This is a genomic window from Azospirillum thiophilum (assembly GCF_001305595.1).
Classification (GTDB): Bacteria; Pseudomonadota; Alphaproteobacteria; order Azospirillales; family Azospirillaceae; genus Azospirillum; species Azospirillum thiophilum.
Genome location: NZ_CP012405.1, coordinates 29252 through 54303 on the forward strand (window position 1 = coordinate 29252; position 25052 = coordinate 54303).

At 68.2% G+C, this 25052-nt stretch carries 27 protein-coding genes and 1 pseudogene; 7 read left to right on the forward strand and 21 right to left on the reverse strand.

Annotated features, from left to right (window positions below; translation table 11 throughout):
- The first annotated feature begins 30 nt into the window (after positions 1-30).
- Both AL072_RS33795 and AL072_RS26125 read left to right on the forward strand, forming a co-directional pair.
- Positions 31-405 carry a TonB-dependent receptor plug domain-containing protein gene (locus tag AL072_RS33795; protein ID WP_045585739.1) on the forward strand — a complete coding sequence of 125 codons (375 nt, stop codon included), beginning with the start codon at positions 31-33 and terminating at the stop codon, positions 403-405.
- Positions 345-1314, forward strand: a pseudogene (locus tag AL072_RS26125) (IS5 family transposase). The gene AL072_RS33795 and the pseudogene AL072_RS26125 overlap by 61 nt, the downstream one beginning before the upstream one ends.
- Before the next feature lie 218 nt (positions 1315-1532).
- Here the strand turns inward: AL072_RS26125 and AL072_RS26130 are convergent.
- The 6 genes from AL072_RS26130 to AL072_RS26155 form a co-directional block, all read right to left on the reverse strand.
- On the reverse strand, positions 1533-2570 hold the full coding sequence (locus AL072_RS26130) for an ATP-binding protein (RefSeq protein WP_245637035.1): 1038 nt from the start codon (positions 2568-2570) through the stop codon (positions 1533-1535).
- A 38-nt stretch (positions 2571-2608) separates the two neighbouring features.
- Complete coding sequence (locus AL072_RS26135; RefSeq protein ID WP_045585743.1) at positions 2609-3298, reverse strand: response regulator; 690 nt, start codon at positions 3296-3298, stop codon at positions 2609-2611.
- Between the two features lie 108 nt (positions 3299-3406).
- Positions 3407-4840 carry an efflux transporter outer membrane subunit gene (locus tag AL072_RS26140; RefSeq protein ID WP_045585744.1) on the reverse strand — a complete coding sequence of 478 codons (1434 nt, stop codon included), beginning with the start codon at positions 4838-4840 and terminating at the stop codon, positions 3407-3409.
- Positions 4837-5844 carry an efflux RND transporter periplasmic adaptor subunit gene (locus AL072_RS26145; protein WP_082109382.1) on the reverse strand — a complete coding sequence of 336 codons (1008 nt, stop codon included), beginning with the start codon at positions 5842-5844 and terminating at the stop codon, positions 4837-4839. The genes AL072_RS26140 and AL072_RS26145 overlap by 4 nt, the downstream gene beginning before the upstream one ends.
- Positions 5831-6580, reverse strand: coding sequence for an ABC transporter ATP-binding protein (locus AL072_RS26150; RefSeq protein ID WP_045585745.1), 750 nt, complete (start codon positions 6578-6580; stop codon positions 5831-5833). Before AL072_RS26150 ends, AL072_RS26145 begins: the two co-directional genes overlap by 14 nt.
- A 10-nt stretch (positions 6581-6590) precedes the next feature.
- Complete coding sequence (locus AL072_RS26155) at positions 6591-7718, reverse strand: ABC transporter permease (protein ID WP_045585746.1); 1128 nt, start codon at positions 7716-7718, stop codon at positions 6591-6593.
- Between the two features lie 233 nt (positions 7719-7951).
- On the opposite strand from AL072_RS26155, the gene AL072_RS26160 reads away from it, so the two are divergent.
- The 4 genes from AL072_RS26160 (at position 7952) to AL072_RS34545 (ending at position 11442) form a co-directional block, all read left to right on the forward strand.
- A complete protein-coding gene (locus tag AL072_RS26160) occupies positions 7952-9121 on the forward strand; it encodes an SDR family oxidoreductase (RefSeq protein WP_082109383.1) in 1170 nt (389 codons plus the stop codon).
- Positions 9118-9459, forward strand: a complete 342-nt coding sequence (locus tag AL072_RS26165; protein ID WP_045585747.1) for a DMT family transporter — start codon at positions 9118-9120, stop codon at positions 9457-9459. Before AL072_RS26160 ends, AL072_RS26165 begins: the two co-directional genes overlap by 4 nt.
- 252 nt (positions 9460-9711) lie before the next feature.
- A protein-coding gene (locus AL072_RS26175) for an IS3 family transposase (RefSeq protein WP_425388601.1) occupies positions 9712-10871 on the forward strand; the annotation gives its coding sequence in 2 pieces (ribosomal slippage) (positions 9712-9991 and positions 9991-10871; 1161 coding nt in all).
- Between the two features lie 73 nt (positions 10872-10944).
- Entirely contained in the window at positions 10945-11442 is a 498-nt protein-coding gene (locus AL072_RS34545; protein WP_045585748.1) for a hypothetical protein, read from the forward strand.
- A 33-nt stretch (positions 11443-11475) separates the two neighbouring features.
- On the opposite strand, the gene AL072_RS33810 is transcribed toward AL072_RS34545, so the two are convergent.
- The gene (locus tag AL072_RS33810) at positions 11476-12012 is read right to left on the reverse strand and encodes a transposase (protein WP_200909951.1); all 537 of its coding nucleotides are present in this window, start codon (positions 12010-12012) and stop codon (positions 11476-11478) included.
- Complete coding sequence (locus AL072_RS36360) at positions 11900-12232, reverse strand: transposase (protein ID WP_045585749.1); 333 nt, start codon at positions 12230-12232, stop codon at positions 11900-11902. Before AL072_RS36360 ends, AL072_RS33810 begins: the two co-directional genes overlap by 113 nt.
- Positions 12233-12368: 136 nt before the next feature.
- Between AL072_RS36360 and AL072_RS35010 the strand changes: the two genes are divergently transcribed.
- Entirely contained in the window at positions 12369-12893 is a 525-nt protein-coding gene (locus AL072_RS35010) for a transposase (protein WP_200909939.1), read from the forward strand.
- Here the strand turns inward: AL072_RS35010 and AL072_RS26195 are convergent.
- From AL072_RS26195 to AL072_RS26255, 13 genes are read right to left on the reverse strand one after another with little or no spacing between them, the layout of a single operon-like run.
- Complete coding sequence (locus AL072_RS26195) at positions 12836-14242, reverse strand: TadE/TadG family type IV pilus assembly protein (protein WP_045585750.1); 1407 nt, start codon at positions 14240-14242, stop codon at positions 12836-12838. The two genes, AL072_RS35010 and AL072_RS26195, sit on opposite strands and share 58 nt — an antisense overlap.
- Positions 14239-14832: a TadE/TadG family type IV pilus assembly protein gene (locus AL072_RS26200; RefSeq protein WP_045585751.1), complete on the reverse strand. Its 594-nt coding sequence runs from the start codon at positions 14830-14832 to the stop codon at positions 14239-14241. The genes AL072_RS26195 and AL072_RS26200 overlap by 4 nt, the downstream gene beginning before the upstream one ends.
- A 26-nt stretch (positions 14833-14858) precedes the next feature.
- Positions 14859-15413 (reverse strand): TadE family protein, encoded by a 555-nt coding sequence (locus AL072_RS26205; RefSeq protein ID WP_045585752.1) that lies wholly within the window; start codon positions 15411-15413, stop codon positions 14859-14861.
- Positions 15414-15420: 7 nt separating this feature from the next.
- Positions 15421-16221 (reverse strand): tetratricopeptide repeat protein, encoded by an 801-nt coding sequence (locus tag AL072_RS26210; protein ID WP_045585753.1) that lies wholly within the window; start codon positions 16219-16221, stop codon positions 15421-15423.
- Entirely contained in the window at positions 16218-17171 is a 954-nt protein-coding gene (locus AL072_RS35785) for a type II secretion system F family protein (protein WP_045585754.1), read from the reverse strand. The genes AL072_RS26210 and AL072_RS35785 overlap by 4 nt, the downstream gene beginning before the upstream one ends.
- A complete protein-coding gene (locus tag AL072_RS26220) occupies positions 17168-18148 on the reverse strand; it encodes a type II secretion system F family protein (protein WP_052710446.1) in 981 nt (326 codons plus the stop codon). Before AL072_RS26220 ends, AL072_RS35785 begins: the two co-directional genes overlap by 4 nt.
- 11 nt (positions 18149-18159) lie before the next feature.
- On the reverse strand, positions 18160-19563 hold the full coding sequence (locus AL072_RS26225; RefSeq protein WP_045585755.1) for a TadA family conjugal transfer-associated ATPase: 1404 nt from the start codon (positions 19561-19563) through the stop codon (positions 18160-18162).
- A complete protein-coding gene (locus tag AL072_RS26230; RefSeq protein ID WP_052710447.1) occupies positions 19548-20750 on the reverse strand; it encodes a CpaE/TadZ family protein in 1203 nt (400 codons plus the stop codon). The genes AL072_RS26225 and AL072_RS26230 overlap by 16 nt, the downstream gene beginning before the upstream one ends.
- An 8-nt stretch (positions 20751-20758) precedes the next feature.
- Positions 20759-21448: a CpaD family pilus assembly lipoprotein gene (locus tag AL072_RS26235; RefSeq protein WP_045585756.1), complete on the reverse strand. Its 690-nt coding sequence runs from the start codon at positions 21446-21448 to the stop codon at positions 20759-20761.
- A 32-nt stretch (positions 21449-21480) separates the two neighbouring features.
- Positions 21481-22908, reverse strand: coding sequence for a type II and III secretion system protein family protein (locus AL072_RS26240; protein WP_052710448.1), 1428 nt, complete (start codon positions 22906-22908; stop codon positions 21481-21483).
- A gap of 54 nt (positions 22909-22962) precedes the next feature.
- Positions 22963-23877, reverse strand: coding sequence for a Flp pilus assembly protein CpaB (cpaB, locus tag AL072_RS26245; RefSeq protein WP_045585757.1), 915 nt, complete (start codon positions 23875-23877; stop codon positions 22963-22965).
- Entirely contained in the window at positions 23868-24422 is a 555-nt protein-coding gene (locus AL072_RS26250; RefSeq protein WP_045585758.1) for an A24 family peptidase, read from the reverse strand. Before AL072_RS26250 ends, cpaB begins: the two co-directional genes overlap by 10 nt.
- A gap of 38 nt (positions 24423-24460) precedes the next feature.
- The gene (locus AL072_RS26255; RefSeq protein ID WP_082109387.1) at positions 24461-24685 is read right to left on the reverse strand and encodes a Flp family type IVb pilin; all 225 of its coding nucleotides are present in this window, start codon (positions 24683-24685) and stop codon (positions 24461-24463) included.
- Positions 24686-25052: the final 367 nt, after the last annotated feature.

Here is a 25052-nt window from a genome sequence, read left to right on the forward strand (position 1 = left end):
GGGTGGGGGCCACGTCGATGTGGGGGGGCGGTGCCGGCCCTTGCCGATGACGACGTGACGGCGTCCGGCGGCACCGTTTCCGGCGGCATCGCACTCGACCCGGTGGTCGTGACGGGCGCGACCATTCTCGAGACACCGCAGTCGGTCGGCGTCGTCGGCCGGCAGGAGATGGAGGGCCGCAACGTCCAGACGACGACGCAGGCGCTCCAATACATGCCGGGCGTCTTCGCCTCGACCTCGCCGATCTCGCCGCGTTTCGACTATTTCAGCGTCCGGGGCGCGTTGTTGCACGGATGGGCGCGTTGTCGTAGGCCTCGGCCTCGTTTCCGCCTGGATCGCCCGCCATGCCCTACAAAGCCAATGCCGTTCGTCGCCATCACATTCCGCGGCCGAAGCGCAAAGTGACGAATTGGGCGCGGTACGACGCCGCCTTGCGTCAGCGCGGCAGCCTCACGGTCTGGGTCAGCGAGGAGGCGATCGAGCAGTGGAAGGCGGCGCTGCGGACTACGCCGGGCGGGCAGCCGAGCTACTCGGACCTGGCAATCACCACCGCGCTCATGCTGCGCGCGGTGTTTCGTCTGGCGCTGCGCCAGACCGAAGGGCTCCTCGCCTCCATCCTCCATCTGCTCGGCCTGGATCTGCCGGTGCCGGACCACTCGACCCTCGCCCGCCGCGCCCGGACGGTGACGCTGGCGTCATTACCGCGGTCGGCCGGCGGGCCCCTCCACCTGCTGGTGGACAGCACCGGGCTGAAGCTGTGGGGGGCCGGGCGAATGGCTGATCGAGAAGCACGGCACCAAAAGGCGGCGCTCCTGGCGGGCGCTGCACATCGGCCTGGACGCCGCGAGCGGCCGGATTGTCGCGGCCACGCTGACGGACCGCGGTGTTGATGACGCCTCCCAAGTCGCCCCTTTGCTCGATCAGATCTCCCAGCCTGTGGCCTCGGTGACTGGGGATGGCGCGTATGACCGGACCGGGGTCTGCGCGTCGGTCCACGAACGCCATCCCGACGCCGCGGTGGTGGCCCCGCCCCGCCGCGACGCCGTGCTCAGCGACACCGCCACCACGTCACCGACCCAACGCGATCGCCACATCCAGACGATCACGGAGACGGGCCGGATGGCGTGGCAGCGGACCAGTGGCTACAACAAGCGGGCTGGCGTTGAGAGCCAAGTGGCGCGTTGGAAGGGCGTCCTCGGCGACACGCTGCGCTTCCACTCCGATCAGGCGCAAGCCACCGAGGTCATTGTTGGCGTCGCGGTCCTCAAACGCATGCTCGATCTTGGACGCCCGAACTCCGTCCGCGTCGCCTGAGCAACGACCGGCTGGGGCGATTTCTTGCCATCATCACCTCCATGCAACAGCCCAGCTTGGTGCTGAGCTGAACGACGACGGCCGCTGCAAAGAGGAGCGCCATCGCAACGTCTTCTCAGACCGCGAGTGCTTGACCTCAAGGCGGTGCGCACGGGCGCAGGCAGGTCATCCGACATCGGACCTGCCGATGGCCGGGCAGCATGCTTGGGGATTTATGGTCAGAGCTTTGGCAAGCGGATTTCGAACGTCACGCCCTGGGGCTCCGACGCCATGGCGACCGCGACGCCGCCATGGGCCTGCGCGATGGCCTGCACCACCGCCAACCCCAGACCACTGCCGCCGCTCTCCCGCGAACGGGACGCGTCGCTCCGCCAGAAGGCGTCGAAGACCTGAGTCTCCGTCCCCTTCGGCAAGCCGGGGCCGTGATCGCAGACCCGCAGAATGGCATGGTCGCGCGTCACACGGGTTTCGATGCGAACCTCGCAAGGGGCGGCGTAGCGCCGGACGTTGTCGAGCAGGGCTGTCAGGGTCTGACGGATGCGGGCGCCATCGCCGCGGATCACCACCGATCCCAGATCGACATGGACCGACACGCCGGCCATTCGCAACATGGGCGTGGTGACGGCCACCACCGAGGCGACTTCCTGGGCAAGGTCGATGGTCTCCAGCCTCAGCTCAAGGCGGCCGTTCTGCGCCAGGGTCAGGACCTTCAGATCGTCGACGATCCGGCTCAACCCTTCGACCTGGACAAGGAGCCCCTGAAGCGACGGTGTGTCGGGGATGAAGACGCCATCGACGTACCCTTGGATCTGGCCGCGCAGAATGGTCAAAGGCGTGCGCAACTCGTGAGCGATCGCGGCATGCCACGCCCGCATTTCCGTTTCCGCCCGGTCCAGCTGCCCGGCCATGTGGTTGAAATCCTCGATCAGCTGGCGGGTTTCGGCGAAGGACGCTTTCGTCGGCGCGGCACGCGCACTCAGATCGCCGGCGGCAACCCGCCGCGCCGCTGTCGCGACCGCCTCCAGCGGCTGGATGAGCCGGCGGGCGAAGCGAATCGCCGCGATGATCGCCCCTCCCATTCCGATAGCCCACAGCACGAGGTAGGCGGTCCACTCCGGCGTCGTCGGCCAGATGCTGTCCGGCTCGGAAATGCCCTCCAACCCCTCGGGTGCCCAGAACCGGAAATAGATGAACTCGTAGAACAGGATGGACCCGGCGCACATGATGATGAGCGCCAGCCCGGTCACGCCCGCCATGGACGCAACCAGCTGCCGGTTCAATGACTTGGCCGACCTCATGGAATGGTCGACAGCCGATAGCCGACGCCCCTGATGCTTTCGAAGAAATCGTCGGTTCCGGCCGCGTGCAGCTTGCGCCGGATGTTGCTGGCATGTGTATCGATCGTCCGTTCCAGCGTGTTGCCTTCCGGCAGGCAGGCGTCTATCAGGTCGGCGCGGCTGAAAACGCGCGTGGGCTGCCGCGCCATATGCGACAGGATGCGGAACTCGGTCGCCGTGAGGTCGATGCGGACCCGGCTGTCGTCACCTTCGACGGCGACGGCATGGGCCGTCAGGTCGATTTCCAGCGGACCGACCCGCAGGACCGCGATGTCGCTCCGGCCCATCGCGCGACGCAGGACCGCCTTGACCCTGGCAACCACCTCCAGCGGGTTGAACGGCTTGACGATGTAGTCGTCGGCACCGATCCGCAAAGCCTGAAGCTTGTCGAGATCCTCGTCGAGCGCCGTGACCATGATGACAGGGGTATCGCCGCGACGTCGAATCGCCGCCAGAACTTCGTAGCCGTCGAGCTTGGGGATCTTGACGTCGAGGAGCACGATGTCGGGCTGCAGCTGATGATGCAGATCGAGGGCGATCTGCCCGTTCTCCGCACGGACCGTCCGCAGCCCCTCACGGTCGAGATACCCCGTGATGATCCGTGCGACGTCGGGCTCATCCTCCACAACCAACACCAGCACACTCATTTCCCACTCCAGATTTTGGCCACGAGGCTCATGGTAGCGCCGCTTTATGGACGTTCCGTGGAGAACTTGCAGAGGCTGTCTCGCCATCCGCAGAATGACGGACCGGACTTATCGGGATACCACAGGGCAGCCGCCCAGAGCGCGATAGAGCGCGGCGGCGTTTTCCAACCGTGTCCGTCTGGCGTCCAGCAGCGCCTGGTCGGCGGCGAACAGGCTGCGTTCGACATCCAGAACCTCCAGGTAGCCGACCGTACCGGCCAGATACCGGTTCATCGTCATGGTCCGACGCCGTGCCTCCAGCTCATGCAACGCACGCCGGGCCGACACTTCGCGATCCATGAACGCCTGGCCGGCCAGCGCGTCCGACACTTCGCGGAAGGCCGTTTGAATGGTCCGTTCATACTCGATGACGGCCGAGTTTTCGCGTGCCCGCGCCAGATCCAGATTGGCTTGGTTCCGCCCGCCGTCGAAGATCGGCAGGCTCACCTGCGGAACGAACTGCAACGCACCGCTGCCGGGGGTGAAGAGCTTGCCCAGTTCACCGGAGGCAACGCCTCCCATTGCCGTCAGCCGGATCGAGGGAAAGAAGGCGGCGCGGGCGGCGCCGATCTGCGCGTTGGCCGCCTGTAGCCGCTGTTCCGCCGCGACGATGTCGGCACGCGCCGTCAGCAGTTCGGAAGGCAGACCGGCCTGCGTCACCCCCCATCCCGCGCCGAAGGCGGGGGAGGTGAACGGCGGCGCGTCCTTGGTGATCTCCGCATCGCTGTACCCGGTCAGCAGGGCCAGGGTATGTCCGGCGCGCGCATGAACCAGCTGCTGCTCGATCAGGTCGGTATCGGCCGAACCGAGCAGCGATCTGGTCTGCTCCAGTTCCAGAGGCGAGGAAACACCGGCCGCGACGCGCCGCGTCAGCAACGCGACGGCTGCCCTCCGCGAGGCGATGGTGCGCCGCGCGAGGGCCACACGGGACGCCGCCGCGCGCTCCAGCACATAGCTCCTCATCACCTCGGCGACCACGCTGATCCTCGCCGCCCTCTGCGCCTGTTCCGTCGCCAGATACTCGTGCAGGGCCGCATCGGACAGGCTCTTGGCCTTGCCGAAGAAATCCAGTTCGTAAGCCGACAGGGTGACTCCCGCCTGATGGGCGGACTCGTTGTTTTTTGCCGGATGGGTGGTCGTGCCTTCGAGGGCGACGGTGGGAAGGCGGGACGCCGACTGCACTCCGTGCAGGGCACGCGCCTCCTCGACCCGGGCCGCCACCAGCTTCAGATCGCGGTTGTGCTCCAGCGCCGCCGCGACAAGGCGGCGCAGCACGGGATCGGGGAATTGCGTGCACCAGGCCGTGCTGCGGATGGCGGATGCCGCCTCGTTCCCCGGTGCCGGCTGATTGGGCAGCGATGCGGTGCTGACCGGATAGCTGGTGGGAATCGGCGCGGTGGGCCGCTCATAGAGGGGGGCCAGCGAACACCCCGTCAGCAGGGCGATACCGCAGACGGCAGCGAGGATCGCCGTCCGGCGGTGCGTTTTCGACCGGGCGGTCATCCCCGGGACTCCTTCGGGACCTGGGGCGCCAGCGTCTCCGGCGATGCATCGCCGGGGAGTGGGCGGGCGGTGAGGAACTTCGCAAGTCCGCGCTGTCCGATCAGGAAGCGTTGGCCGGTGCGGGGCGACAGGGCGACCACCACCTCCACCACACGTTCGTCGACGCGCTGCGTGGCATCGCTCGGGTCGATCTTCCGCTGCCCGAGGATCTCGCCGATGCGCAGAACCTCGCCGGACAACGGCTCGGGCGTGCTGTCCAGCGTGACCGTCACCGGCTGGCCGGGATGGACCTGCCGCATCAGCCGCTCTTCGACATCGACGCGGAAGATGAAGCGTTCGTTGGGCACCAGGGTGAACAGGGTGGAGACGCTGAGGGTCGACGCGCCGCTGCCCGGCCGGGCCTGAAGCCTGACGATCCGTCCATCGACCGGCGCCCGGATCTCGCGCTGGGCGATCTCCATCTCGGCGGTCGCCAGACGCGCCTGGGCGAGGCGGATTGCCGCGTCGTGGGCCTTCAGGTCCGCCTCGGTCTCCTCCAGGCGGCTTTGAGCCTCGTCGACCAGCTTGACCGCTTCGGCCCCGTCCCGGCGCAGGCGGTCGAGCCGGTTGTGTTCACGGCGGGCGGCGGCGGCACGGACCCGCAGAACGGCGCCGCGGGCCTGCGTTTCGGCCAGTGCGGCACGGGCTTCGTCCAGCGCGGCGCGGGCCGCCCGGTCGTCCTGCCGCGCCAGCAGATCGCCGGCGCGCACATCGGCGCCTTCCGACACGAAGATCGCCGAGATCACGCCGTCCCGCTGGGCGGCGATCTGGATCATGCCGCCTTCGACGTCGATCCGGCCGCGCCCGGCCGCAGCGACCGGCGCCTCCACCGACAGAATCTCCTGGTTTCCCGAACCGGCGCCGGACAGCTCATCCGTCATTCCGGTGGAGACGGCCAGCCCGATGCAGGATCCAATGGCGATCACCGCCAATCCGCTCAGCATCAGGCGCTTAGGACGCGGCATTTTCAATGTCCCGTTGATGGAAGGTGTCATGGGTGTCGGGCCGTTCGTCGCTGACGATCCGCCCGTCATCGATGGTGACGATCCGGTCGGCGTGGCCGATCAGGCGGCTGTCGTGGGTCACACACAGGACCGCCGCCCCATTGCTGTGGGCAATCCTGCGCAGGATGCGGATCACCAGATCGCCGTTGGTGCGATCCAGGGCGGAGGTCGGTTCATCGGCGAACAGCAGGGTCGGCTGCTTGACCAGGGCACGGGCGATGGCCACCCGCTGCTTCTCGCCGCCGGACATGGCCGATGGCTTGAGATGGGCACGGTCGCTCAACCCGACCTCCTTCAGGCTCTCCCACGCGCGGCTGTCGATGTCCGCCGCCGGGGCGCCGGTCAGCTGAAGAACCAGCCGCACCTGATCCAGGGCGCTGAGAGCGCCGAAGAGGTTGGGACTCTGGAAGATGAAGCCGCAATGCCGCAGGCGCACGGCAGTCAGGTCGGCCTCGCCGAGATCGCCGATCGGTTGGCCCAGAATGCTGACCGTGCCGCGGTCGGGACACGACAGGCCGGCCAGCACGGCCATCAGCGTGGATTTGCCGGAGCCGGACGGTCCCATCAGCAGGGTCAGTTCGCCGCACTGTGCCGTCAGGTCTATCCCCTTCAGGATTTCCATCGAGCTGTCGCCGTTTCGGTACGATTTATGAATGTTCCGGGCGGAGAGCGCCGGCGTGTCCGAGGAAACGAGCATCGTTGTTCTCCTATCGCAGCAGGTCGGCCGGTTCGCTGCGGTACAGCACCGACAGGGCGACCAGTCCCGACAGACAGGCGATGGCGGTGACGAACAGGGTGGTGATGCCGCCGAGCCACCAGGTCAGCACCAGCGGGATCCCCATGAACCAGGCCAGCCCGCCGAGGAGGCCGGCGATGACGAACATCAGGAGGTTGCCGACAAGAGCGACCCACAGGGATTGTTCGAGAACGATGGCGCGCAGCTGGCCGACCGTGACGCCGAGGGCGCGCAGCGTCGCATATTCCTTCAGCGAGGCGATCACCGCGCCGCGCAGGGTCTGGCCCGTCACGCCGACGCCGACCAGAAGCGCCAGCAGCATGGAAAAGCCGAACGAGGTGCCTGCGCCGGATTCCTCCAGCCAGAACAGAGCGGACTTCGCGGTCAACTCCTCCGGTGTCGCGACGTCATAGGCCTGTCCCCCACCGGCGGCTTCCAACTCGCGCCGAACCTGTTCGACATCGAAGCGGGGATCGAGCTTCAGCAGGAAATACGGCGGCCCGCTGCTGGTCCAGTCCGCGTTGATCCGCCGGAGGGACTCGGCCGAGGTGAAGACAAGAGGCATGAGGTTGCTGCGGAAGCCGCGAACGAAACCGCCGACCGTCACGCGCTTTCCGGCGATCTCCGCGGTTCCGCCGATGGTCGCCCCCAGCTTGCCCGCGTCGGCCTGGTCCACCAGCACCGTCTCGGGATTCGACAGGACCGCCAGCGTGTCCTCCGTCATGCCGTCAAGCCCGCTGAGCGCGCCCGGCCGCATGTTGACGCCGACGATCATGACGTTCTGCCGCGCGCCATCCCCGGTCCGCCAGTCCGTGTATCCGAGGCTCATCTCGTGAACATCCAGAACGGCGGGGTGCGACCAGAACAGACCTTCGACACGGGCCGGAACGACGGTCGACTGGTCCCAACTCTGAATGTTCGGGGCGGTGATCCACAAATCGGCCTTGGACCGCGTGAGCGGGAGGGTGAAGGCGTCGAGCTGGCCCAGCAGCAAGCCAACCTGGACCAGAATCAACAGACCGGAGAAGGCCAGCGTCAGGATCGCCGCGGCGAACCGCCTCCATTCATGCACAAGATTTTGTCGAGCAAGCGAAACCATCGAATGTCCCCGGGCAATGTGCCCGAACCAAGTGCCATCCGGTCGTGGAGGAACCATCCATCGATTGTCGAGATTGTGCAGAGACGCGGAACCGCGGGGTGAAACCGGCAGGCCGACCCGGCCTTGATGGAAGCTCCACGAAATCTGCACACAGCGGTGGAAGGTTGATCGGCAAGCCGTCGTCGCCGCGATGCGATGCGTGCGGCCACCTTACCCTCAAGGGCTCGATACAGATGACAACTGTTCTTTTGACCGGCGCGACGGGCTTCATCGGCGGCGCCGTTCTCGCTCACGGTCTCTCTCACGGTCCGGATTGGCATTGGGTCTGTCTTGTGCGGGGCAAGGAGGAGCCGCAGGCCCGCAACCGGCTTCTTGAGAATCTGACCCGCTTCATGGGTGCCGATGCTGCCCGCAAGGCCATTCGGCGGGTCGAGATCGTCGTCGGCGACATCACCGATCCGGCAAGCCTCGAAGACGGGCTTTTGGATGCCGTGACCCACATCCTGCATCTCGCCGCCGACACCTCCTTCCGTGCGCAGGAGCTTTGCCATCTGATCAATGTCGAGGGCACTCGGGCACTCGCCATGCGGGCGCGGCGCATGCCGCATCTGCAGCGCTTCCTCTATGGCGGAACCGCGATGATCTGCGGGGGAAACCCGCCGCCCGTGGTCACGGAATCCGACGCGCCGGCCGAAGCGGCCCAGCATCTCGTTCCCTATACCCGCACCAAGGTCGCCGCCGAGGCGATGCTCCGGCAGGAGTTTGCCGACCTGCCCGTCGTGATGGTGCGCCCGTCGATCGTCACCGGGCACCGGACGCTCGGCTGCATCCCCAGCAGCAGCATCTTCTGGATGTTCCGTGCCGGCGACCGGCTGCGTCTGGTGACGGGCGAGCTGGCGGGCGGCATCGACGTGGTTCCGGTCGATTGGACCGCCGAGGTCCTGGTCGGGCTTCTGGCCAAGCCGACGCTGGCCCATGACGTCTATCATCTTTCGGCCGGCGAGGCGAAACGCACGACCTGGAACAGTCTGGCCGCCGCGTTCGAGCGGTGCGACCCTCAGGGCGGTCCCCGTTGCTACAGCCGGTTCGACGATGGCGATTGGAAGACGCTGCGGGCGCGTTTCCAGGCGGTCTTCGGCCTCGACCAGCCGATCAAGCTGGCGATGCTGCGGGCGATGCGCGCCTATTACCAGTTCAGCACGCTCGGCGTCGTCTTCGCCAACGAGCGGCTGACCGCGGAGAGCTTTTCCCTGCCACCGACGCTTTCGGACTATCTGCCCGCCTGCCTGTCGGCCCCTGCCAACCTCTCGATTCTCGACCAGTTCGCCGACGATCTCGGCATGTTCGACGAAGCCCCCGCGGTTCAGGAGAATGCGGTTCAGCCGAATTCGGTGGCGGCATGACCGCGGCCGGCGCCTATGGGCTTCTCGGCCTCGCGATCCTGGCGGAAATCACCGCAACGATCGCGCTGAAAGCCGCGGAGGGGATGACGCGGATCGGCCCGATGGTGATCGTCGCCATCGGCTATGCCCTGTCCTTCTGGCTGTTGTCCGTGTCCCTCCAGCGTTTTCCCATCTCGCTCGTCTATTCGGTCTGGGCAGGGTTCGGCATGGCCGGCGCCGCCATCGGCGGCTGGTGGCTGTTCGGCGAAGCCCTGGCCCCGTCGGCGCTGCTCGGCATCGCCGTCATTGCCCTGGGCGTCTTCATCCTGGCAAGCGCAATGGAACCGTCCGCGGCCTGATTCCCGCGGCGCAACCGCACACGACCACCCATCACAAATCGAACGCCCGGGATCTTGGCTTCGGTTCCGCCCGATGCGCGGGGTGGGGCAAAGCCTCTTCCCGGCCGGGAAGCCTCGACGACCATCATGCTGAAACGGTTTGCCACGCTACAGCCTTTACAGCTGCCCTTGTGCTTTGAGCTGGTCCCCGTATCCTGGACAAGTCCGTTGGCTCTGGTTCTGATGTCGCCGACGCGAGAAGGACCGGACGAGATGAGCAAGGGCACGCGCCGCAATCATGGAGCGGCGTTCAAGGCGAAGGTGGCGCTGGAAGCGCTGCAAGGGGAAACGACGGTTGCGGAGATTTCCGCCAAGTACGGGATTCACCAGACGTTGGTGAACGAATGGAAGCGCCAGCTTGTGGACGGCGCATGCGGCGTTTTTGAGAAGGGCGGCGGCCGGGCCGAGAAGGCGACGGAAGCGGTGACCGACGAGTTGTACAAGCAAATCGGTCAGTTGAAGGTCGAAAACGATTTTTTGTCGCGCAAGCTCGGTCGTTGAGCCGGGCGGAGAAGAAGACGATGATCGACCCGACGCACCAGACGCTGTCGGTGACGCGGCAATGCGGGCTGTTGGGGCTAAGCCGCTCCACCTTGTATTACAAGCCGGTCAACGACAACAGCGAGGATCTGGCCATCAAGGCGCTGATCGACCGGCAGTTCCTGGAGACGCCCTATTACGGCTCGCGCAAGATGACGGCGTGGCTGCGGCGCCAGGGGCAGAGCATCAACCGCAAGCGGGTCCGCCGCCTGATGCGGGAGATGGGGCTGGCGGCGATCTGGCAAAAGCCGAACACCAGCAAGCCGGCTCCCGAGCACCGGGTGTGGCCGTATTTGCTGCGCCATCTCGTCATCGACCGGCCCAACCAGGTGTGGACGGCCGACATCACCTACATCCCGATGCCCAAGGGCTTTTTGTACCTGGTGGCGGTGATGGACTGGCACAGCCGTAAGGTGCTGGCGTGGCGGCTGTCCAACACCATGCACGCCGATTTCTGCGTCGCGGCGCTGGAGGAGGCGATCACCCGGTTCGGGACGCCGGACATCTTCAACACCGATCAGGGCGCCCAGTTCACCGGTTCCGCCTTTACCGGCGTGCTGGAGGCCGCCGGGATCCGCATCAGCATGGACGGCAAGGGGCGCTGCATGGACAACATCTTCATCGAGCGCCTGTGGCGCAGCCTGAAATACGAGGACGTCTATCTGCGCGCCTACGCCACGGGCACCGAAGCCCGTCAGGGCATCGGCCGCTGGATCGACAGCTACAACCGGTTGCGCCCCCATCAGGCGCTCGGGTACCAAACCCCCGACGAAATTTTTTCCGCGCCGCGGGTGCCGGGGCTCGCCCCGGCACCCGCGGCCGTCGCCGCATAGAAAACAACCAACCGACCATCGGTCAGAGCCAACGAACGCTATTCCGCCGTCCAGCCCGTGGGGGCCAGCTCACTTGTCCGATACCGACACCGATATCGATACCCTGGACCCGCCCGTCGCAGCCGCTCGCACCACGCCCCGCCTCGGGCTCGGGCTCGGGCTCTGGCTCTGGCTCTGGCTCTGGCTCTGGCTCTGGCTGTGGGTGACGATGACCGTGGCGATCTCGATCATCGCGGTCATTCAGCCACACCGCTGCATCTCCTGGATCTATCGGCAGGCAGCCGAAGCCTGGGCAACGGCATCCCCGCTTTACGCGCCCGGGCTGCATGGCTTCCTGTATTTCCCCACGGGCACCCTGGTGTATGGGCCGTTCGCCCTGCTCCCCCAACTGCTCGACAGTCACGCATGGCGCCTCTTCCTCTCGGCCAGCCTGGTTCTCGCGGTGCGGCGCTACGCCCATACGCTGGTTCCCGGTGCCGGCGCCGCAGTCACCGGGATGATCCTGGCGCTCACCATTCCCGCGGCGGTGATCGACCTGCTGCGCGGGCAGTGGGCTGTTGCATGGAGGTGATGATGGTAAGAAATCGCCCCAGCCGGTCGTTGCTCAGGCGACGCGGACGGAGTTCGGGCGTCCAAGATCGAGCATGCGTTTGAGGACCGCGACGCCAACAATGACCTCGGTGGCTTGCGCCTGATCGGAGTGGAAGCGCAGCGTGTCGCCGAGGACGCCCTTCCAACGCGCCACTTGGCTCTCAACGCCAGCCCGCTTGTTGTAGCCACTGGTCCGCTGCCACGCCATCCGGCCCGTCTCCGTGATCGTCTGGATGTGGCGATCGCGTTGGGTCGGTGACGTGGTGGCGGTGTCGCTGAGCACGGCGTCGCGGCGGGGCGGGGCCACCACCGCGGCGTCGGGATGGCGTTCGTGGACCGACGCGCAGACCCCGGTCCGGTCATACGCGCCATCCCCAGTCACCGAGGCCACAGGCTGGGAGATCTGATCGAGCAAAGGGGCGACTTGGGAGGCGTCATCAACACCGCGGTCCGTCAGCGTGGCCGCGACAATCCGGCCGCTCGCGGCGTCCAGGCCGATGTGCAGCGCCCGCCAGGAGCGCCGCCTTTTGGTGCCGTGCTTCTCGATCAGCCATTCGCCCGGCCCCCCACAGCTTCAGCCCGGTGCTGTCCACCAGCAGGTGGAGGGGCCCGCCGGCCGACCGCGGTAATGACGCCAGCGTCACCGTCCGGGCGCGGCGGGCGAGGGTCGAGTGGTCCGGCACCGGCAGATCCAGGCCGAGCAGATGGAGGATGGAGGCGAGGAGCCCTTCGGTCTGGCGCAGCGCCAGACGAAACACCGCGCGCAGCATGAGCGCGGTGGTGATTGTAGGGCATGGCGGGCGATCCAGGCGGAAACGAGGCCGCGGCCTACGACAACGCGCCCATCCGTGCAACAACGCGACACAACGGCGTTGCTCCGCCCTTGTCCATGCCGTCCTTGTCCGTATGGCGCGCTCCGGTCCCGACGCCGCCGCTTGGGATGTCGTGGTCAACAGTTGTTCGGTGCGGACCAAGCGAGGCGGTGAGTTGACCGGCCCGAACCCGACCGACCGCGGCAAGTCCGGGACCAGGTACCACGTCGTGGTCTCGACCGACGGCCTGCCGCTGGCGGTCGTCCCTTCGCCCGCCAACGTCCATGACATCAAGCTCTTCCCGGACTTGCTGCGCTTGGCCCAGGTCGCCTGCACTGGAATCGGCAGGCTCTACGCCGACGCAGGCTACGATAGTGCCGACAACCGCTGGCTCTGTTTACGAGACGGGATTCAACCGCAAATCCGCAAAATGAAAACCGTCCCTTACCGTGTTTGGTTGATAATTGCGGCGTTGTTTGACGAACAACCGTCGCGCTCTCCTCAAATGGGATCACTCACGAGGATCCGGGGACGTCCATCCCATCAACACCCAACAGAACCCTACCTGATGATGCGCAGGTTGCTGAGTTGGCCGGCGATCTGCATGAAGATGGATTGAAGATCGGCGGTGCTGGGCGAATCGAAATAATGGTTCGGTCCCGGCGAGGCGCATTGCTGGTACAGCGTGCGCGTCGCGCTGTTGGCGCTGGCCCCCAGCGTGATGGTGTAGAGGACGATGCCGGCCGCCTTCATGTTGGTGCACAACACCAGCATCCGGTTGTTGATCGCCGTCGTCGCCTGGGACAGGCTGGTGGTGCCGAGCAGACCGTCGCCGATCCGCTGATAGCCGGTGTAGTCACCCTGCGGCTTGTAGCTGAACCACTCGTTGTTGCCATCCGTCACCAGCACGACCGCCTTCGTCATGTCCGGCGTGTGGTAGTCGAGCGGCAGCGTCGGCGCGATGCCCCACAGACCGCGCCAGCGGGGCGACAGGGTGAACCAGCCCGCCTGCAACCCCTGATTCGCCAAGGTCCCGCCTCGGTTGACCGGCTTGAACGCCGCGATCTTGTTAAGGAGCGCCCGCCGGTCGTTGCTCAGCGGCATGATCGGCGGCGGGCAGCCCAGATTGGGGCCGGCCATGTCGTTGGTCTGTTTGTAGGCTCCATTATCGGTGATGTTGGTGCTGGTCCAGGGATTGTCGTTGTTGCTGGTGTATTGGTCGTTCGGATACCAGAAGGGTTTGAAAGGCTTCGTGCCCGGCGGCGTGTCGGTCTGATCCTCCGGCTGGATACGGGCCAGCACGCAGCCCCGCCATCCCTGGGAGGCCCATTTGCTCGCCGTGTAGCTGCCCGGCGCCAACCAATCGGTATGGCTGGGGCCGATGTTGATCTCGGCGGCGTAGGGCGCGATGGACACCCAAAGATTGCCAGGCGGTTTGGTGGCGGGACCGAACAGGATGTTGACGAGATCGGTCGCCGAAGCGCGGAGCTGGACGATCCGGTCGTTCGACGCCATCGACCCGGTGACGTCCAGCACCAGCGCCAGTTCCAGCCCGGCGTTGGCGCGCTGCACTTCGTTGGAGGCGGTCACCTGCAAGCTGTCGACCTTCAAAATCCGCAGGAAGGTCGTCGGCAGCGTGGCGCTGATCGACACCGCGATGCGCTGGTTGGTCGGATCGATATCGACCGTGGGGGCGGCGATGGTGGCGCCCAAATAGCCGCTCGGCACGTTGGCCGTGACATACATGGCGACATCCTGCCGGGCCGCCGCCGTCGATGTCAGGATCTTGCCGCCCGCCAGCGCGCCGGCATCGATGGCCGTCGCCAGACGCGAGCGCAGCAGAAAGGCGCGGCTGTAATCGACGGCGATCCCGACCATGCCGATCAGCGGCACGGCGGCGGCGGCGAACAGCAGCGCCGCGTTGCCCGCGCGGCCGAGTGACAGCAACGAGCGTGGACGGCGGGTCATGCCCCGGTCTCCAGGCTGGTCAGCGTGCCGAGACGCGGTTGGTAGACCGCGCGGGCGTACAGCACCGTCACCCCACCGCCGGCGCCCAACCACGGCCCGCTGAGAAGGTAGGGGGTGAAGGGAAAGGCGATCTCGGTGAAGATGGCGTTGTCGCCCGAATCCTGGACGAAACCGGCGGGCAGCGCGGGGATGCCGCCGGGGACGCCGACCTGGCTGGCCGCCGTGCCGACCCGCTGTTGCCACATCACGCGGGAGCCGACCCCCATGTTGGCGACCGAGGTGACGATGACCGAGCCGGAGGTCATGAGATCGAGCGGCCGCGCCACTTCGGCGGCGGCCAGGAACAGCACCCCCACCTCGTTGCCCTTCACCACGGTCATCCCGGCCCGCAACGTGTCGAACTGGGTGGCGATGTCGCTGACATTGGCCGCCGCGCGGTTCAGCGTCAGCACTGTGTTGGCGAAGCGGACGAGATCGACCGTCGCCGTGATCAGCAGCAGCAGGATCGGTGCGATCAGCGCCATTTCGAGCGCGGCGATGCCCCGCCGGTCGCCGCCGAGGCCGCCGGCACGGTCACCGTCAGGCCGCATCCTCCGGGACACGCACATCGGCATGGTCACTCCGTGGTCATGTACGGCTCGTTGCGCACGGCAAGCCGGGCCTCATGGATGAGTTCGGCGCGTCCCAGAACGGTCCGCCCGAACACGCTCAGCAGCGGTTGGGTGTAGCGGACGATATAGACCACGACCTGCGCGCTCCGCCCCAGCGCCGCCGGCGTCGCCGCCGCGTCCCAGTCGGTGCCGCCGCAGTTCAGGCTGGTCAGCGCCGGGGCCGGCGTGGCGGCGGAGGCGCTGGCGAGGGCGGAAAAGGAGTCGTAGCCGTGGCTCTCGATGCTGAGCCGCCTCTGGTCGAGAACGCCCAGCGTGTTGCGGCGGATCGCGTCGCACACCTGCGCCCGGCGGTCGGTGAAGCCGGCCGCCAGCTCGCCGGTGAAGCCGGATCTTGCGGCGACGCGGGCGGCGTGGTTCAGCAGGCCGTCCACCGTCATCGCGTAGCTGAGTTCGGCCAGCGCCACCATCGTCGCGATCAGCACCGGCGCGATCAGCGCCAGCTCCAGCGTGGTGGTTCCCCGGCGTTCGGCCATCGGCGCCGTGTTTCGCATCGCCATCATGCCCGCCTCACCGCGCCGCCATCGGGCGCACCGTGTCGTAAAAGGCGAGGTTCGCGCGAACCCCGGCGTCGTCGAGATCGAGATGGGCGGTTCGCGCCGCCGCCTCCGCATCGCCCTTCAAGCCATAGGCCAGCGCCAGATTCTGCCGGACGCGGGGGGAATCCACGCCGTTGCGGACCAGCCCCTCCAGGATCGCCACCGCCTCGCGGCCGTTGCCCATCAGCGCCAGCGACAGGCCGAGATTGACCGAGGCCGCGACATTGTTCGGATCGGCCGCCAGCACCCGGCGGTAATCGGCCTGCGCCTCGGTGTGACGCCCCGCCATGTCCAGGGCGACGCCGCGATTGCTCAAGGCCCGAAGGTCGCCGTCGTCGCGTTTCAGCACGGCGTCGAACCGCTGGAGCGCCTCCTCCGGCGCGTGGGTGTGGACGAGCGCGCGGCCGAGTGCCATCTGCGCCTCCGCGTTGTCGGGGGTGGCGGCGACGGCGCGGCGCAGCTCGCTCACCGCGTCGCGCGACGCCCCCGCCTCGTCCAGTGCCTCGCCCAGCCCGACCCGTGCGCCGATGTGACCCGGCGCCTGATCCAGCACGGCGCGGTACAAGCGGATCGCCGACCCGCCGTCCCCGGATTCCTGCGCTGCCCGCGCCAAGCGCAACTGCACGCGCGCCTTGTCGTCCAGCGTCGAGCGTCCGCTGGCGACGGTGTCGGCCCCGCCCGGCCCGAAGCCCGGCATCGACGCGCAGGCACCGAGCATCAGGAGGGCAAGCGCCGCCACGGCGCGGGACAGATGGGAGAACGAGCGGGTCATGGCAGACCTCCTTGAGTGGAAAAGGCCGACGAAACATCGAGCATCGCCGGACCGCCGACGATGATGAAGACGCAGGGCAGGATGAAGACCACCATCGGCAGCGTCAGCAGAACGGGCAGCCGCGCCGCCTTCTCCTCGAACCGGGCGAGCCGCCGCGCCCGCATCTCGGCGGACAGCACGCGCAGCGCCTGGGCAAGCGGCGTGCCGTAGCGCATCGCCTGGATCAGCGTGGTCGCCATGCCGCGCACCCCCTCGACGTCGACGCGGCCGGCAAGGTTCATCAGCGCCGCCCCCCGGTCGGAAAGCACGCGCATCTCCGCCGCCGTGTTCGACAGCTCGCCGCCCAAGGCCGGATAGGCCGGAGCGATCTCGCGGGCGACGCGGTCCACCGCCGCCTCCAGCCCCAGTCCGGCCTCGCCGCAGATCACCAGCAGGTCGAGCGCGTCGGGCAGGCCGTTGCGCACCTCCTCCATCCGGCGGCCGCGCAGAATGCGGAGCGCGAGGTCGGGAAGCCGCCAGCCGAACAATGCTCCGGCCAACGCCTCCACCCCCCGGCCCGCGCTCCCCAGCGCCGCCAGCATGTCGTCGCAGACCAGCACGGCCAGCGTCGCCCCGGCACCGATACCCAGCAGCTTGGCCCCGACCAGCATGTGGAGATGCGCCGGGCGGGTGTAACCGGCGGCCGCCAGCGCCCGCCGCAACCGCTCGCGCTCGGCGGCGCCCACCAGGGGGGTCGCGGCGAGCCAGGCGCCGATGCGGTGAAGCGGGCCGCCACGGCCGGATCCATCGGCCGGCACGCGCGCCGGCTCCTTGGAACCGCCGGTGAAAGCCGCCAGCCGGGCCGCCAGCCGGTCGCGCATCCCGCAGGACCGCAGGCCGGCGACGCCGGTGAGGATCATCAGAACCCCGAACGCCAGGAGCGCCGGGCGTGGGATGAGGCCGTCGATCATGAGAGCGTCCGCCGGATCAGGAGTTGCATGGTGCCGATGCCGACCACCAGCAGGCCGCCGGCCATCGCCAGCATCATGTTGCCGCTCGGCTCGTCGATCAGGCGCCGGCCATAGTCGGGGTTCAGCAGGAACAGGCCGCCGCCGGCAAGGAACGGCAGCGCCGCCAGCACCACGGCGGAGCTGCGCGCCTCCGACGTCAGCGCGCGGGTGCGCAGCCGGACCCGGCGGCGCTGGCGGATCATGTCGGCCAGATTCTCCAGCGGTTCAGTCAGATTGCCGCCGGTTTCGCGTTGCAGGGTCAGGGTCACCACGAAGAAACGGAATTCCGGCAGCCGCACATTGGCCGAGGCGCGACCCAGCACGGTTTCCAGATCGACGCCCACCGCCGTCTCGTCGACGATGCGGCGGAACAGCGGGGCGATCGGCTCGCCCAATTCGACGCTGACCATGCGCAGGCTTTCCGACACCGGAATGCCGGCGCGGGTTGCCCGCACCACCAGCCCGATGGCGTCGGGCAACTGGTCCAGCAGCATTTCCAGCGTCTTGCGCCGGCTCGCCGCGAAGACCGTCCGCGGCGTCACCACCAGGGCGGCCAGCGAGACCAGGGCCGCGCCCGCCTCGCCCAGGACCGGCCCGGTCGCCCACCAGGCGAAGGCCGCCGCCGCCGCCCCATGGACCAGCGTGCGCCACAAGCGGATGCCGGGCGGCAGGAAGACCGTCTGGCGCCGCGCGTAGAAGCGCGACATCAGCGCCTTGATGCGGTCGCTCCGCGTCAGCCGGCCGATGCCGGTGATGTCGGTTTCGCCGTCCTTTCCCCCATCCCCGCCCGTCCCGCCATGCCTCAGCCGGGCGATGGCGAGCAGGCGATTCCTCAACGCCCTTTCCCGCCCATGCTCGCGGATCGTCGAGGCGGCGGCGATCACGGTAAGGGCGGCCAGAAGCAGGATGGCGCCCTGGATTGCGGCGATGCGGTCCATTCCGTCTCTCCCTATGGGCCGAGCGTGGCGGCGGTCCAGGCCGCCTCCTGCCCGAAATGGGCGAGGCGGTCGATGAAGCGGGGCCGCAAGCCGGTCGCGGCGTAGCGTCCCTCGATCAGCCCGTCGCGGGTCTCGCCCCTGAACTCGAAGGTGAAAAGGTCCTGGGTCAGGATCACGTCGCCTTCCATGCCCACCACCTCGGTGACGTGGGTGACGCGGCGCACGCCGTCGCGCATGCGCTGGATCTGCACGATCACATGGACCGCCCCGGCGATCTGCTGGCGGATCGCCCGGCTCGGCAGGCTCATGCCGGCCATCAGCACCATGTTCTCCACGCGGCTCAGCCCATCGCGCGGGTTGTTGGCGTGGACGGTCGACATCGAGCCGTCATGGCCGGTGTTCATCGCCTGAAGCATGTCGAACGCCTCCGACCCGCGAACCTCGCCGATGATGATGCGGTCGGGGCGCATGCGCAGCGCGTTGCGGACAAGGTCGCGCTGGGTGATCTGCCCCTGGCCTTCCAGATTGGGCGGCCGTGTTTCCAGGCGGACGACGTGGGGCTGCTGGAGTTGCAGTTCGGCGGCGTCCTCGATGGTGATCAGCCGTTCGGTAGGATCGATCATCCGCGAGATCGCGTTCAACAGCGTCGTCTTGCCCGACCCGGTGCCGCCGGAAATGATGACGTTCAGGCGGCAGCGGCCGATGATCTCCAGCGCGCGGGCCAGCGGCTCGGACATGCTGCGGTATTCGATCAGATCGCGGAAGCCGATGGTGCGGCGGGCGAATTTGCGGATCGAGATGCAGGCGCCGTCGAGCGCCAGCGGCGGCACGACGATGTTGACGCGGCTGCCGTCGGCCAGACGCGCGTCGACCATCGGACTGGACTCGTCCACCCGCCGCCCGACCGCCGAGGCGATGCGTTGTGCGACGTTCAGCAGATGGTTGCCGTCGCGAAAGCGGACGGGGACCTCCACCAGCCGGCCGTCCCGCTCGGCGAAGGTGCGCGACGGGCCGTTGACCATGATGTCGGTGATCGACTCATCGGCCAGCAGCGGCTCCAGCGGACCAAGCCCGATCATGTCGTGAACCAGCTCGGTCGCCAGGATCGCCTGTTCGCGGCTGTTGAGCTGGCAGCGTCCAGCGGTGGCGATGTCGTCAATCAGCCGTTCCACCAGCGGGCGCAACGTCTCGGCCGGCATGTCGGCGACCGTCGCCGGATCGATCCGCGCCAGCACCTGCGCCCGGACATCGTTGATCGACCGGTTGAGCGTGCGCAACGGTGTGACCGGCGCGGCAGGGGGCGCCGCCATCGGAGCCGGGATGTCCGGCACCGTCGCCGCCGGAATGGCGGGGGCCGGGATGGCGGGGGTCGGGGCCGCCTTGCGGCCGAACAGCGGGGTCATCGGCGCAGCCATCGGCGGAACATCCCCCGGGCGGCGGCCGGGCGGCCGGCGACGTCGGCGCCGAGCTGGCCGAACGCGTCGTGAAAGCGACGGCAATGGCCGAAGGCCAATTCACCGATGCCGGCGGCCAGCGCCAGCGGCACCGGGCGATAGGGGATCCAGTGATCAGGCATTCCCCCCAGCGTGCGCGCGATGTCGGCCTGCGGCAATTCGCCGGGCGAGCCGCGCCGGTTGATGACGGTGGTCAGCCGGGATCCGCCGGCGAGGGCGGCTTTCAGGCGGACCAGATCGCGCAGGCCCGGAACGCTGGCGTCGCCGATCAGCACGACGAGCGACGAGGCGGCGACCACCGCGCGGGCCGCGCGGGACTGGGCGCGCCCGGCATCGACGACGACGTAATTGTGCCGGGTCTGCAAACGGTTCAGCACCGACAGCACGGCGGGCGCGGTCATGTCGATGCTGTCCTCCATCGGCTCTTCCGCCGCCAGCACGGCGAGCCGCTCGGACGCCGCGACCATCGCCCGCTCCATGAACAGATCGTCCACGCGTTCCGGCATCTCCACCGCCTCGCGCAGGGCCGGCTCCGGCTTCAGGTTCAGCGCCAGCGCCACGGTGCCGCCTTGAAGGTCGAGGTCGACCAGCGCTGTCCGCCCCCGCGCGGAATCGGCCAGCCACGCGCCGAGATGCACGGCGACGGTGGTGGTTCCGACGCCGCCACGGGCGCCGACGACGCTGATGAGCTTGCCGAGCCGGCCCGGCTGGTCGTCTACCGTCATGCCGGTGCAGGCATGGCGCAACGTCTGCTCGACCACGTCGCGCGACAGTGGTTTGAACAGGTATTCGGTGACGCCCTGGCGCCGCAGGTCGCGGTAAAGGGCGATGTCGTTGCTGTCGCCAACGGCGACCACGCGCACCGTCGGCTCGCAAACCCGCGCCAGCTCCTCCATGGCCGCATGTGGATCGGCCACGCCCGACAGATCGATCAGCAGAACCTCGGGCGACCGCTGGCGTTCCAGATCGCAGATGGCGGTGCGGATGTCGCCGGTTCGCACCTCGCAGGGCAGAACCGCCGGGGCGGCGCTCCGCAGCAGCGCCACGCTGGCCTGGTCCTGAAGATAAGCGAGCAGGCGGGGCGCCGTGTCGGTTCGGATGGCGTCGTCGCCAAGCAGGGGGCCAAGCAGGGGGGCGAGCAGGCTCATGGCGGCTCCTATGGCGTGGCCGGGGCGGAGGCGGCGAGACCGGGGGCGAGCAGCACGCTGGTCGCGGCGTTGTCCGATGGCAACTTCTTGACCCGGTCGGTGCGGTAACGCTGAACCGCCCCCGCCATGCGGGCGCCATCGGCCGGGCGGGTTTCACGGCCTTCCAGCAGATCGCGCGGATCGGCCAGCATCAGGGACAGGTTGCGCTGGGTGCTGCAACCGAGGATTCCCGTGGGCGTGTTCTCGAACCAGCCCTTCTCGATGTCGCCCCACTTGCCGCAGTCCGGCGCCAGGGCGACGTAGCGGGTCAGCAGCAGGGTCGTGCCCGGCGTGTCGTCCGGCGAGAAGACGACGTTGTCGGCGTCCACCCCGGCCTCCCCCAGCAAGGCCGTCACCGCCGCGCGGGCCGGCGAGGACAACGGCTGTCCGGCCACCGACGCATGCAGCGCCGTGTCGCCCGCCCGCGCCGCCACGGCGCGCGCCGTCCGCTCGCGTTCGGCCGGCGTGATCGCGCCGCTGGCGGGGTTCACGGCGAGCGGCAGGGTGGCGGCCGCCACATCGATGCGGGTCGGGTGCCTCTCCGCGACGGTGGAGGGCGGCGGGGTCGTGCAGCCGCCAAGTCCGGCGCTCGGCGTGGCGAGGCCGATGGCCAGCGTGAGCGCGCGTAGCCAGGGAGGAAGCGGGCGTCTCTGCGGCATGGCGGTGCTCCGCGCGTGAATGGGTGAGACGGTCATTGCAGGATGAACCCGGCATCGCCGCGCAGCCGGGTGGCGCCGGGACCGATCGCCGGGGCGTTGACGGGAACGGCGTCGGAAGCGTTGGTGGCGCGAGCGGCGGCGGGCCGCGCCTGGGCGCGGTTCAGGAAGATGCGTTCGACGTCGCTGGCGGCGGCGAAGCCGTCGGTCGGGGCGGACAGGGCGTTGGCGGCGGAAACCGGACGGACGAGGTAGGGGGTGACGACGATCACCAGTTCGGTCTCGTTCCGCTTGAAGCGGCTCGACCGGAACAGCGCGCCCAACACCGGCACGTCGCCCAGCCCCGGCACCGAGTCCAGCATGGTGGACGAGTTGTTCTGCAATAGTCCGGCGATGGCGAAGCTCTGGCCACTCGCCAGTTCGATGGTGGTTTCGGCGCGGCGCACGTTCAGGCCGGGGATGCGGATGCCGTCGCTGACCACGGCGCCGGCGTCGGTCAATTCGCTGACCTCCGGGCGGACACGCATGCTGATCTGGCCGCCGGCCAGCACGGTCGGCACGAAATCCAGGCTGACGCCGTACTTCTTGAACTGGATTGTGGTGGTGCGGTCGGCCTGGGCGACCGGGATCGGAAACTCCCCGCCCGACAGGAAGCTGGCCGTTTCGCCCGACAGGGCCGTCAGGTTCGGCTCGGCCAGGACTGTGATCAGCCCATCCTCGGCCAGCGCGTCGACCACCGCGTTCACATCGACCTTGCCGCTGTTCGAGCGATAGGAACCGCCGAGCGAGCTGGTGGGCGGCGTCGCCCGCACGATGTTCCCGGCGGCGTCCAGGATGCTGCGGCCGGTGGCGATGCCGAAGGCGAAGGAGCCGACGTTGAACATGCCGTTGAAGTTGAACCCCAATTCCTTGGTGATCTGCCGCGACACCTCGGCGACGCGGACACGCAGGTTGACCTGCGCCGCGGCGGCGACCGACAGCCGGTTGACCACCGTCTGGCCCTGCCCGACGTAACGCTCCGCCAGTTCGACGATGTGACGCGCCGCCGCCGGCGAGGCGACCGAGCCGGTCAGCGTGATCCCGGTGCCGGTGCCCTGCACGTCGATGGCCGCTTCGGGAACCTGGGCCAACAGCTTCGCCCGCAGATCGGTGATCGGCAGGGTGACGACGACGGTGAAGGACGCCAGCTGCTTGTTGTCGATCGACAGCGCATGGACGCTGGCCCGGCCCGGCGCCTTGGCGATGATGAAGAAGGCTTGCGGCCCGGAAGCCTGGACATCGGCGATCTCGGGGGCCGAGGTGAAGACGCTGGACGCCGGGGCCGGCAGGCTGACCGGCTGGCCGCCACCGACCTCCAGCGAGATCTCGCGCGGGCGGTTCTGGGCCATCGCGCCGCCATTCCACAAGGGTGGAACGGCGGTAAGCAGGAGAGCCAGGAGGATGAACCAGCCGCGTTCGGTCATTGTCCGGTTCCTTGTTGGTCGAGACGTGGATGGGAAGCGCGCTTGCGGCCGGCGCTACCGCTGGAGTGTTTCGGTCTTCGAGCCGCGGATGATCAGCATCGCCGGCCGGACATGGGGAGCGGGGTCGGCGGCGGGCGGGCGGGGAAGCGCGCGCAATGCCGGCGACACGTCCTCCGCCCAGGTCGCCGATGCGATCGGGATGGCCGGAGCGAGGGCGCCGCCCCCGCCGGCGGCCGGTTCGTCGGTGGCGAGGCTGCGCAGGGCGAGCGACAGCTTGCCGATGCTGGCGGCCACGGCGACCGCCTCGCCCTGTTGCGCCGCCACCTCCAGCGTCACGGTGCGCGGGACGCGGGCCTCCGGCGTGGCGCGGGAGGACGCGGCCGGAACCGTCGGAGCCGTCGGGGCTTCGCCCAATTGCTGGTCGATGGCGATGACGCGCAGATTGCCCAGCACCGTCTCCCCCACCGCCTTACGCGTCGAACGGCCCTGCTCACCCTCGAAATTCTGGGTCAGGATCAGATCGACGCGGTCGCCGGGCCAGATCAGCCCGCCGGTGGCGCTGACCGCGTCCACCGCCACCGCCACGGCACGGGTGCCGGGCGACAGGACCGCCGCCAGAAAGCCGCGTTCACCGGGAGCGACGATCTGGCCGGCGATGATCGGTTCACCCGCAGCGAAGCTTCGCCGCATGACGGCGCCGCGATAGGCCTCCTCCTTCACCTGGCTACGGACCAGCGCCCCTTCGGGGGTGCGGCCGATGGGCCAATTCTCCCACCGCACATCCTCGGTTCGCAGCAGCATGCCGGGCGACATCGGCCGGGCGGCGACCAGAACCTGATCGGACGGCGGGAGCGTCGCCGGAGCCTCGGCGACGGTCGGGGGCTGGCCGGGCAGCATCCCGAAGGCGATGTAGCCGACCAGCGACAGGCCGGCGAACAGCATCGCGAGAAACAGGATTCTCAGGGCCATGCCACACCTCCGGAAGGGTTTGTCAGGGCAAGCATCCCGCCGGCGGCCAGGGCGACGCCGTAAGGCACGGAATGGCGCGTGGCGATGCGGTGAACCTCTTCCACCAGGAGCCGGGCCGGACCGCCCAGGCGGCGGCGCGGGCCGAACCGGCGCAGAAGCCGCCGCACCAGCCCCAGCCGGCGGGCGATCAGGCATCCACCGGCGTAGACGACCGACAAGACACCTCCGGCAAGCGCCGTCGCCATGATGAAGCCCGCCGCATCGTCGGCGCCGACCAGAAGAACCAGCGCCGCCGCCAGCTTGACGTCACCGCCGCCGAGCCAGCCCCGTCCGTGCATCCAAGCAAGCGCCAGGAAAGTGACGAGGGCGGCCCCGATGGCACTCCACGGTACGGCCCCATGGACGACCGGCGGGGCGATACCGAGAACAACGAGCAGAACCGGGACCGTGTCGGGAATGATCCGGCGCCCGAGATCCTCGGCCGCCGCCCACCCCAACGCCAACCCGGCCAGGATGACCGGCGGCGATGCGCTGGATAGGTCCATGAACGGGTTGTCCGCTTGGAGCCGCGAGCCGATCCCGCTTAGGGGATCGTCGTGGACACGCCGCTGACCGAGGTTCCGATGCCGGTGAACATGGTCGCAACATTGGTGCCGAAGGTCTTGGCGCCGCCGATAATGACGAGGGCCACCAGCGCCGCGGCCAGCCCGTATTCCAGGGCGGTGACGCCCCGACGGTCGTTGATGGCGGCGCGGGTGGTGCCGCTCAGCGGAGCGAGGCACAGGCGGATGCGGGACAGAAAGGACATGACTGATCTCCGTCAGGATGGGAGCCGCGATCCGATCGGTTCCGCACTCTGGTGTGAGTTGGCCGGAGCCGGATGTCGGCGTTGATGCTCCGAAGGTGTCCTGAAAATGTCCCGGAATAAATCTATCGATAGGGGTAAGTCGTCGGATCGGCATCCAAAGCGTTAAGCGCTTTGGTGAAATATTCCGCTTTATGCTTGTCAACGCCCCCATAAACTCAAATGGAACTTGTGGCCTCTCCAGAAATTTCTATGTTTATTCGCAGGATTTCGGAATGATTCTGCCGAAAAATACTCGAAATTTAGTTTAATTCGTAAGGCATCATGTGGTGCGCGGCATATCGCCTTATAGAAATTGTGGATTTCCAGA

Bases quoted from the DNA above. Each gene is read 5' to 3' on its own strand.
- AL072_RS26130 (WP_245637035.1), bottom strand. From the start codon at position 2,570: ATGGCGGGCGTGACCGGGCTGGCGCTCATCATCATGTGCGCCGGGTCC.
- AL072_RS26135 (WP_045585743.1), bottom strand. From the start codon at position 3,298: ATGAGTGTGCTGGTGTTGGTTGTGGAGGATGAGCCCGACGTCGCACGG.
- AL072_RS26140 (WP_045585744.1), bottom strand. From the start codon at position 4,840: ATGACCGCCCGGTCGAAAACGCACCGCCGGACGGCGATCCTCGCTGCC.
- AL072_RS26145 (WP_082109382.1), bottom strand. From the start codon at position 5,844: ATGCCGCGTCCTAAGCGCCTGATGCTGAGCGGATTGGCGGTGATCGCC.
- AL072_RS26150 (WP_045585745.1), bottom strand. From the start codon at position 6,580: ATGCTCGTTTCCTCGGACACGCCGGCGCTCTCCGCCCGGAACATTCAT.
- AL072_RS26155 (WP_045585746.1), bottom strand. From the start codon at position 7,718: ATGGTTTCGCTTGCTCGACAAAATCTTGTGCATGAATGGAGGCGGTTC.
- AL072_RS26160 (WP_082109383.1), top strand. From the start codon at position 7,952: ATGACAACTGTTCTTTTGACCGGCGCGACGGGCTTCATCGGCGGCGCC.
- AL072_RS26165 (WP_045585747.1), top strand. From the start codon at position 9,118: ATGACCGCGGCCGGCGCCTATGGGCTTCTCGGCCTCGCGATCCTGGCG.
- AL072_RS36360 (WP_045585749.1), bottom strand. From the start codon at position 12,232: ATGCTGCGCGCGGTGTTTCGTCTGGCGCTGCGCCAGACCGAAGGGCTC.
- AL072_RS35010 (WP_200909939.1), top strand. From the start codon at position 12,369: ATGGCGCGCTCCGGTCCCGACGCCGCCGCTTGGGATGTCGTGGTCAAC.
- AL072_RS26195 (WP_045585750.1), bottom strand. From the start codon at position 14,242: ATGACCCGCCGTCCACGCTCGTTGCTGTCACTCGGCCGCGCGGGCAAC.
- AL072_RS26200 (WP_045585751.1), bottom strand. From the start codon at position 14,832: ATGCGGCCTGACGGTGACCGTGCCGGCGGCCTCGGCGGCGACCGGCGG.
- AL072_RS26205 (WP_045585752.1), bottom strand. From the start codon at position 15,413: ATGATGGCGATGCGAAACACGGCGCCGATGGCCGAACGCCGGGGAACC.
- AL072_RS26210 (WP_045585753.1), bottom strand. From the start codon at position 16,221: ATGACCCGCTCGTTCTCCCATCTGTCCCGCGCCGTGGCGGCGCTTGCC.
- AL072_RS35785 (WP_045585754.1), bottom strand. From the start codon at position 17,171: ATGATCGACGGCCTCATCCCACGCCCGGCGCTCCTGGCGTTCGGGGTT.
- AL072_RS26220 (WP_052710446.1), bottom strand. From the start codon at position 18,148: ATGGACCGCATCGCCGCAATCCAGGGCGCCATCCTGCTTCTGGCCGCC.
- AL072_RS26225 (WP_045585755.1), bottom strand. From the start codon at position 19,563: ATGGCTGCGCCGATGACCCCGCTGTTCGGCCGCAAGGCGGCCCCGACC.
- AL072_RS26230 (WP_052710447.1), bottom strand. From the start codon at position 20,750: ATGAGCCTGCTCGCCCCCCTGCTTGGCCCCCTGCTTGGCGACGACGCC.
- AL072_RS26235 (WP_045585756.1), bottom strand. From the start codon at position 21,448: ATGCCGCAGAGACGCCCGCTTCCTCCCTGGCTACGCGCGCTCACGCTG.
- AL072_RS26240 (WP_052710448.1), bottom strand. From the start codon at position 22,908: ATGACCGAACGCGGCTGGTTCATCCTCCTGGCTCTCCTGCTTACCGCC.
- cpaB (WP_045585757.1), bottom strand. From the start codon at position 23,877: ATGGCCCTGAGAATCCTGTTTCTCGCGATGCTGTTCGCCGGCCTGTCG.
- AL072_RS26250 (WP_045585758.1), bottom strand. From the start codon at position 24,422: ATGGACCTATCCAGCGCATCGCCGCCGGTCATCCTGGCCGGGTTGGCG.
- AL072_RS26255 (WP_082109387.1), bottom strand. From the start codon at position 24,685: ATGTCCTTTCTGTCCCGCATCCGCCTGTGCCTCGCTCCGCTGAGCGGC.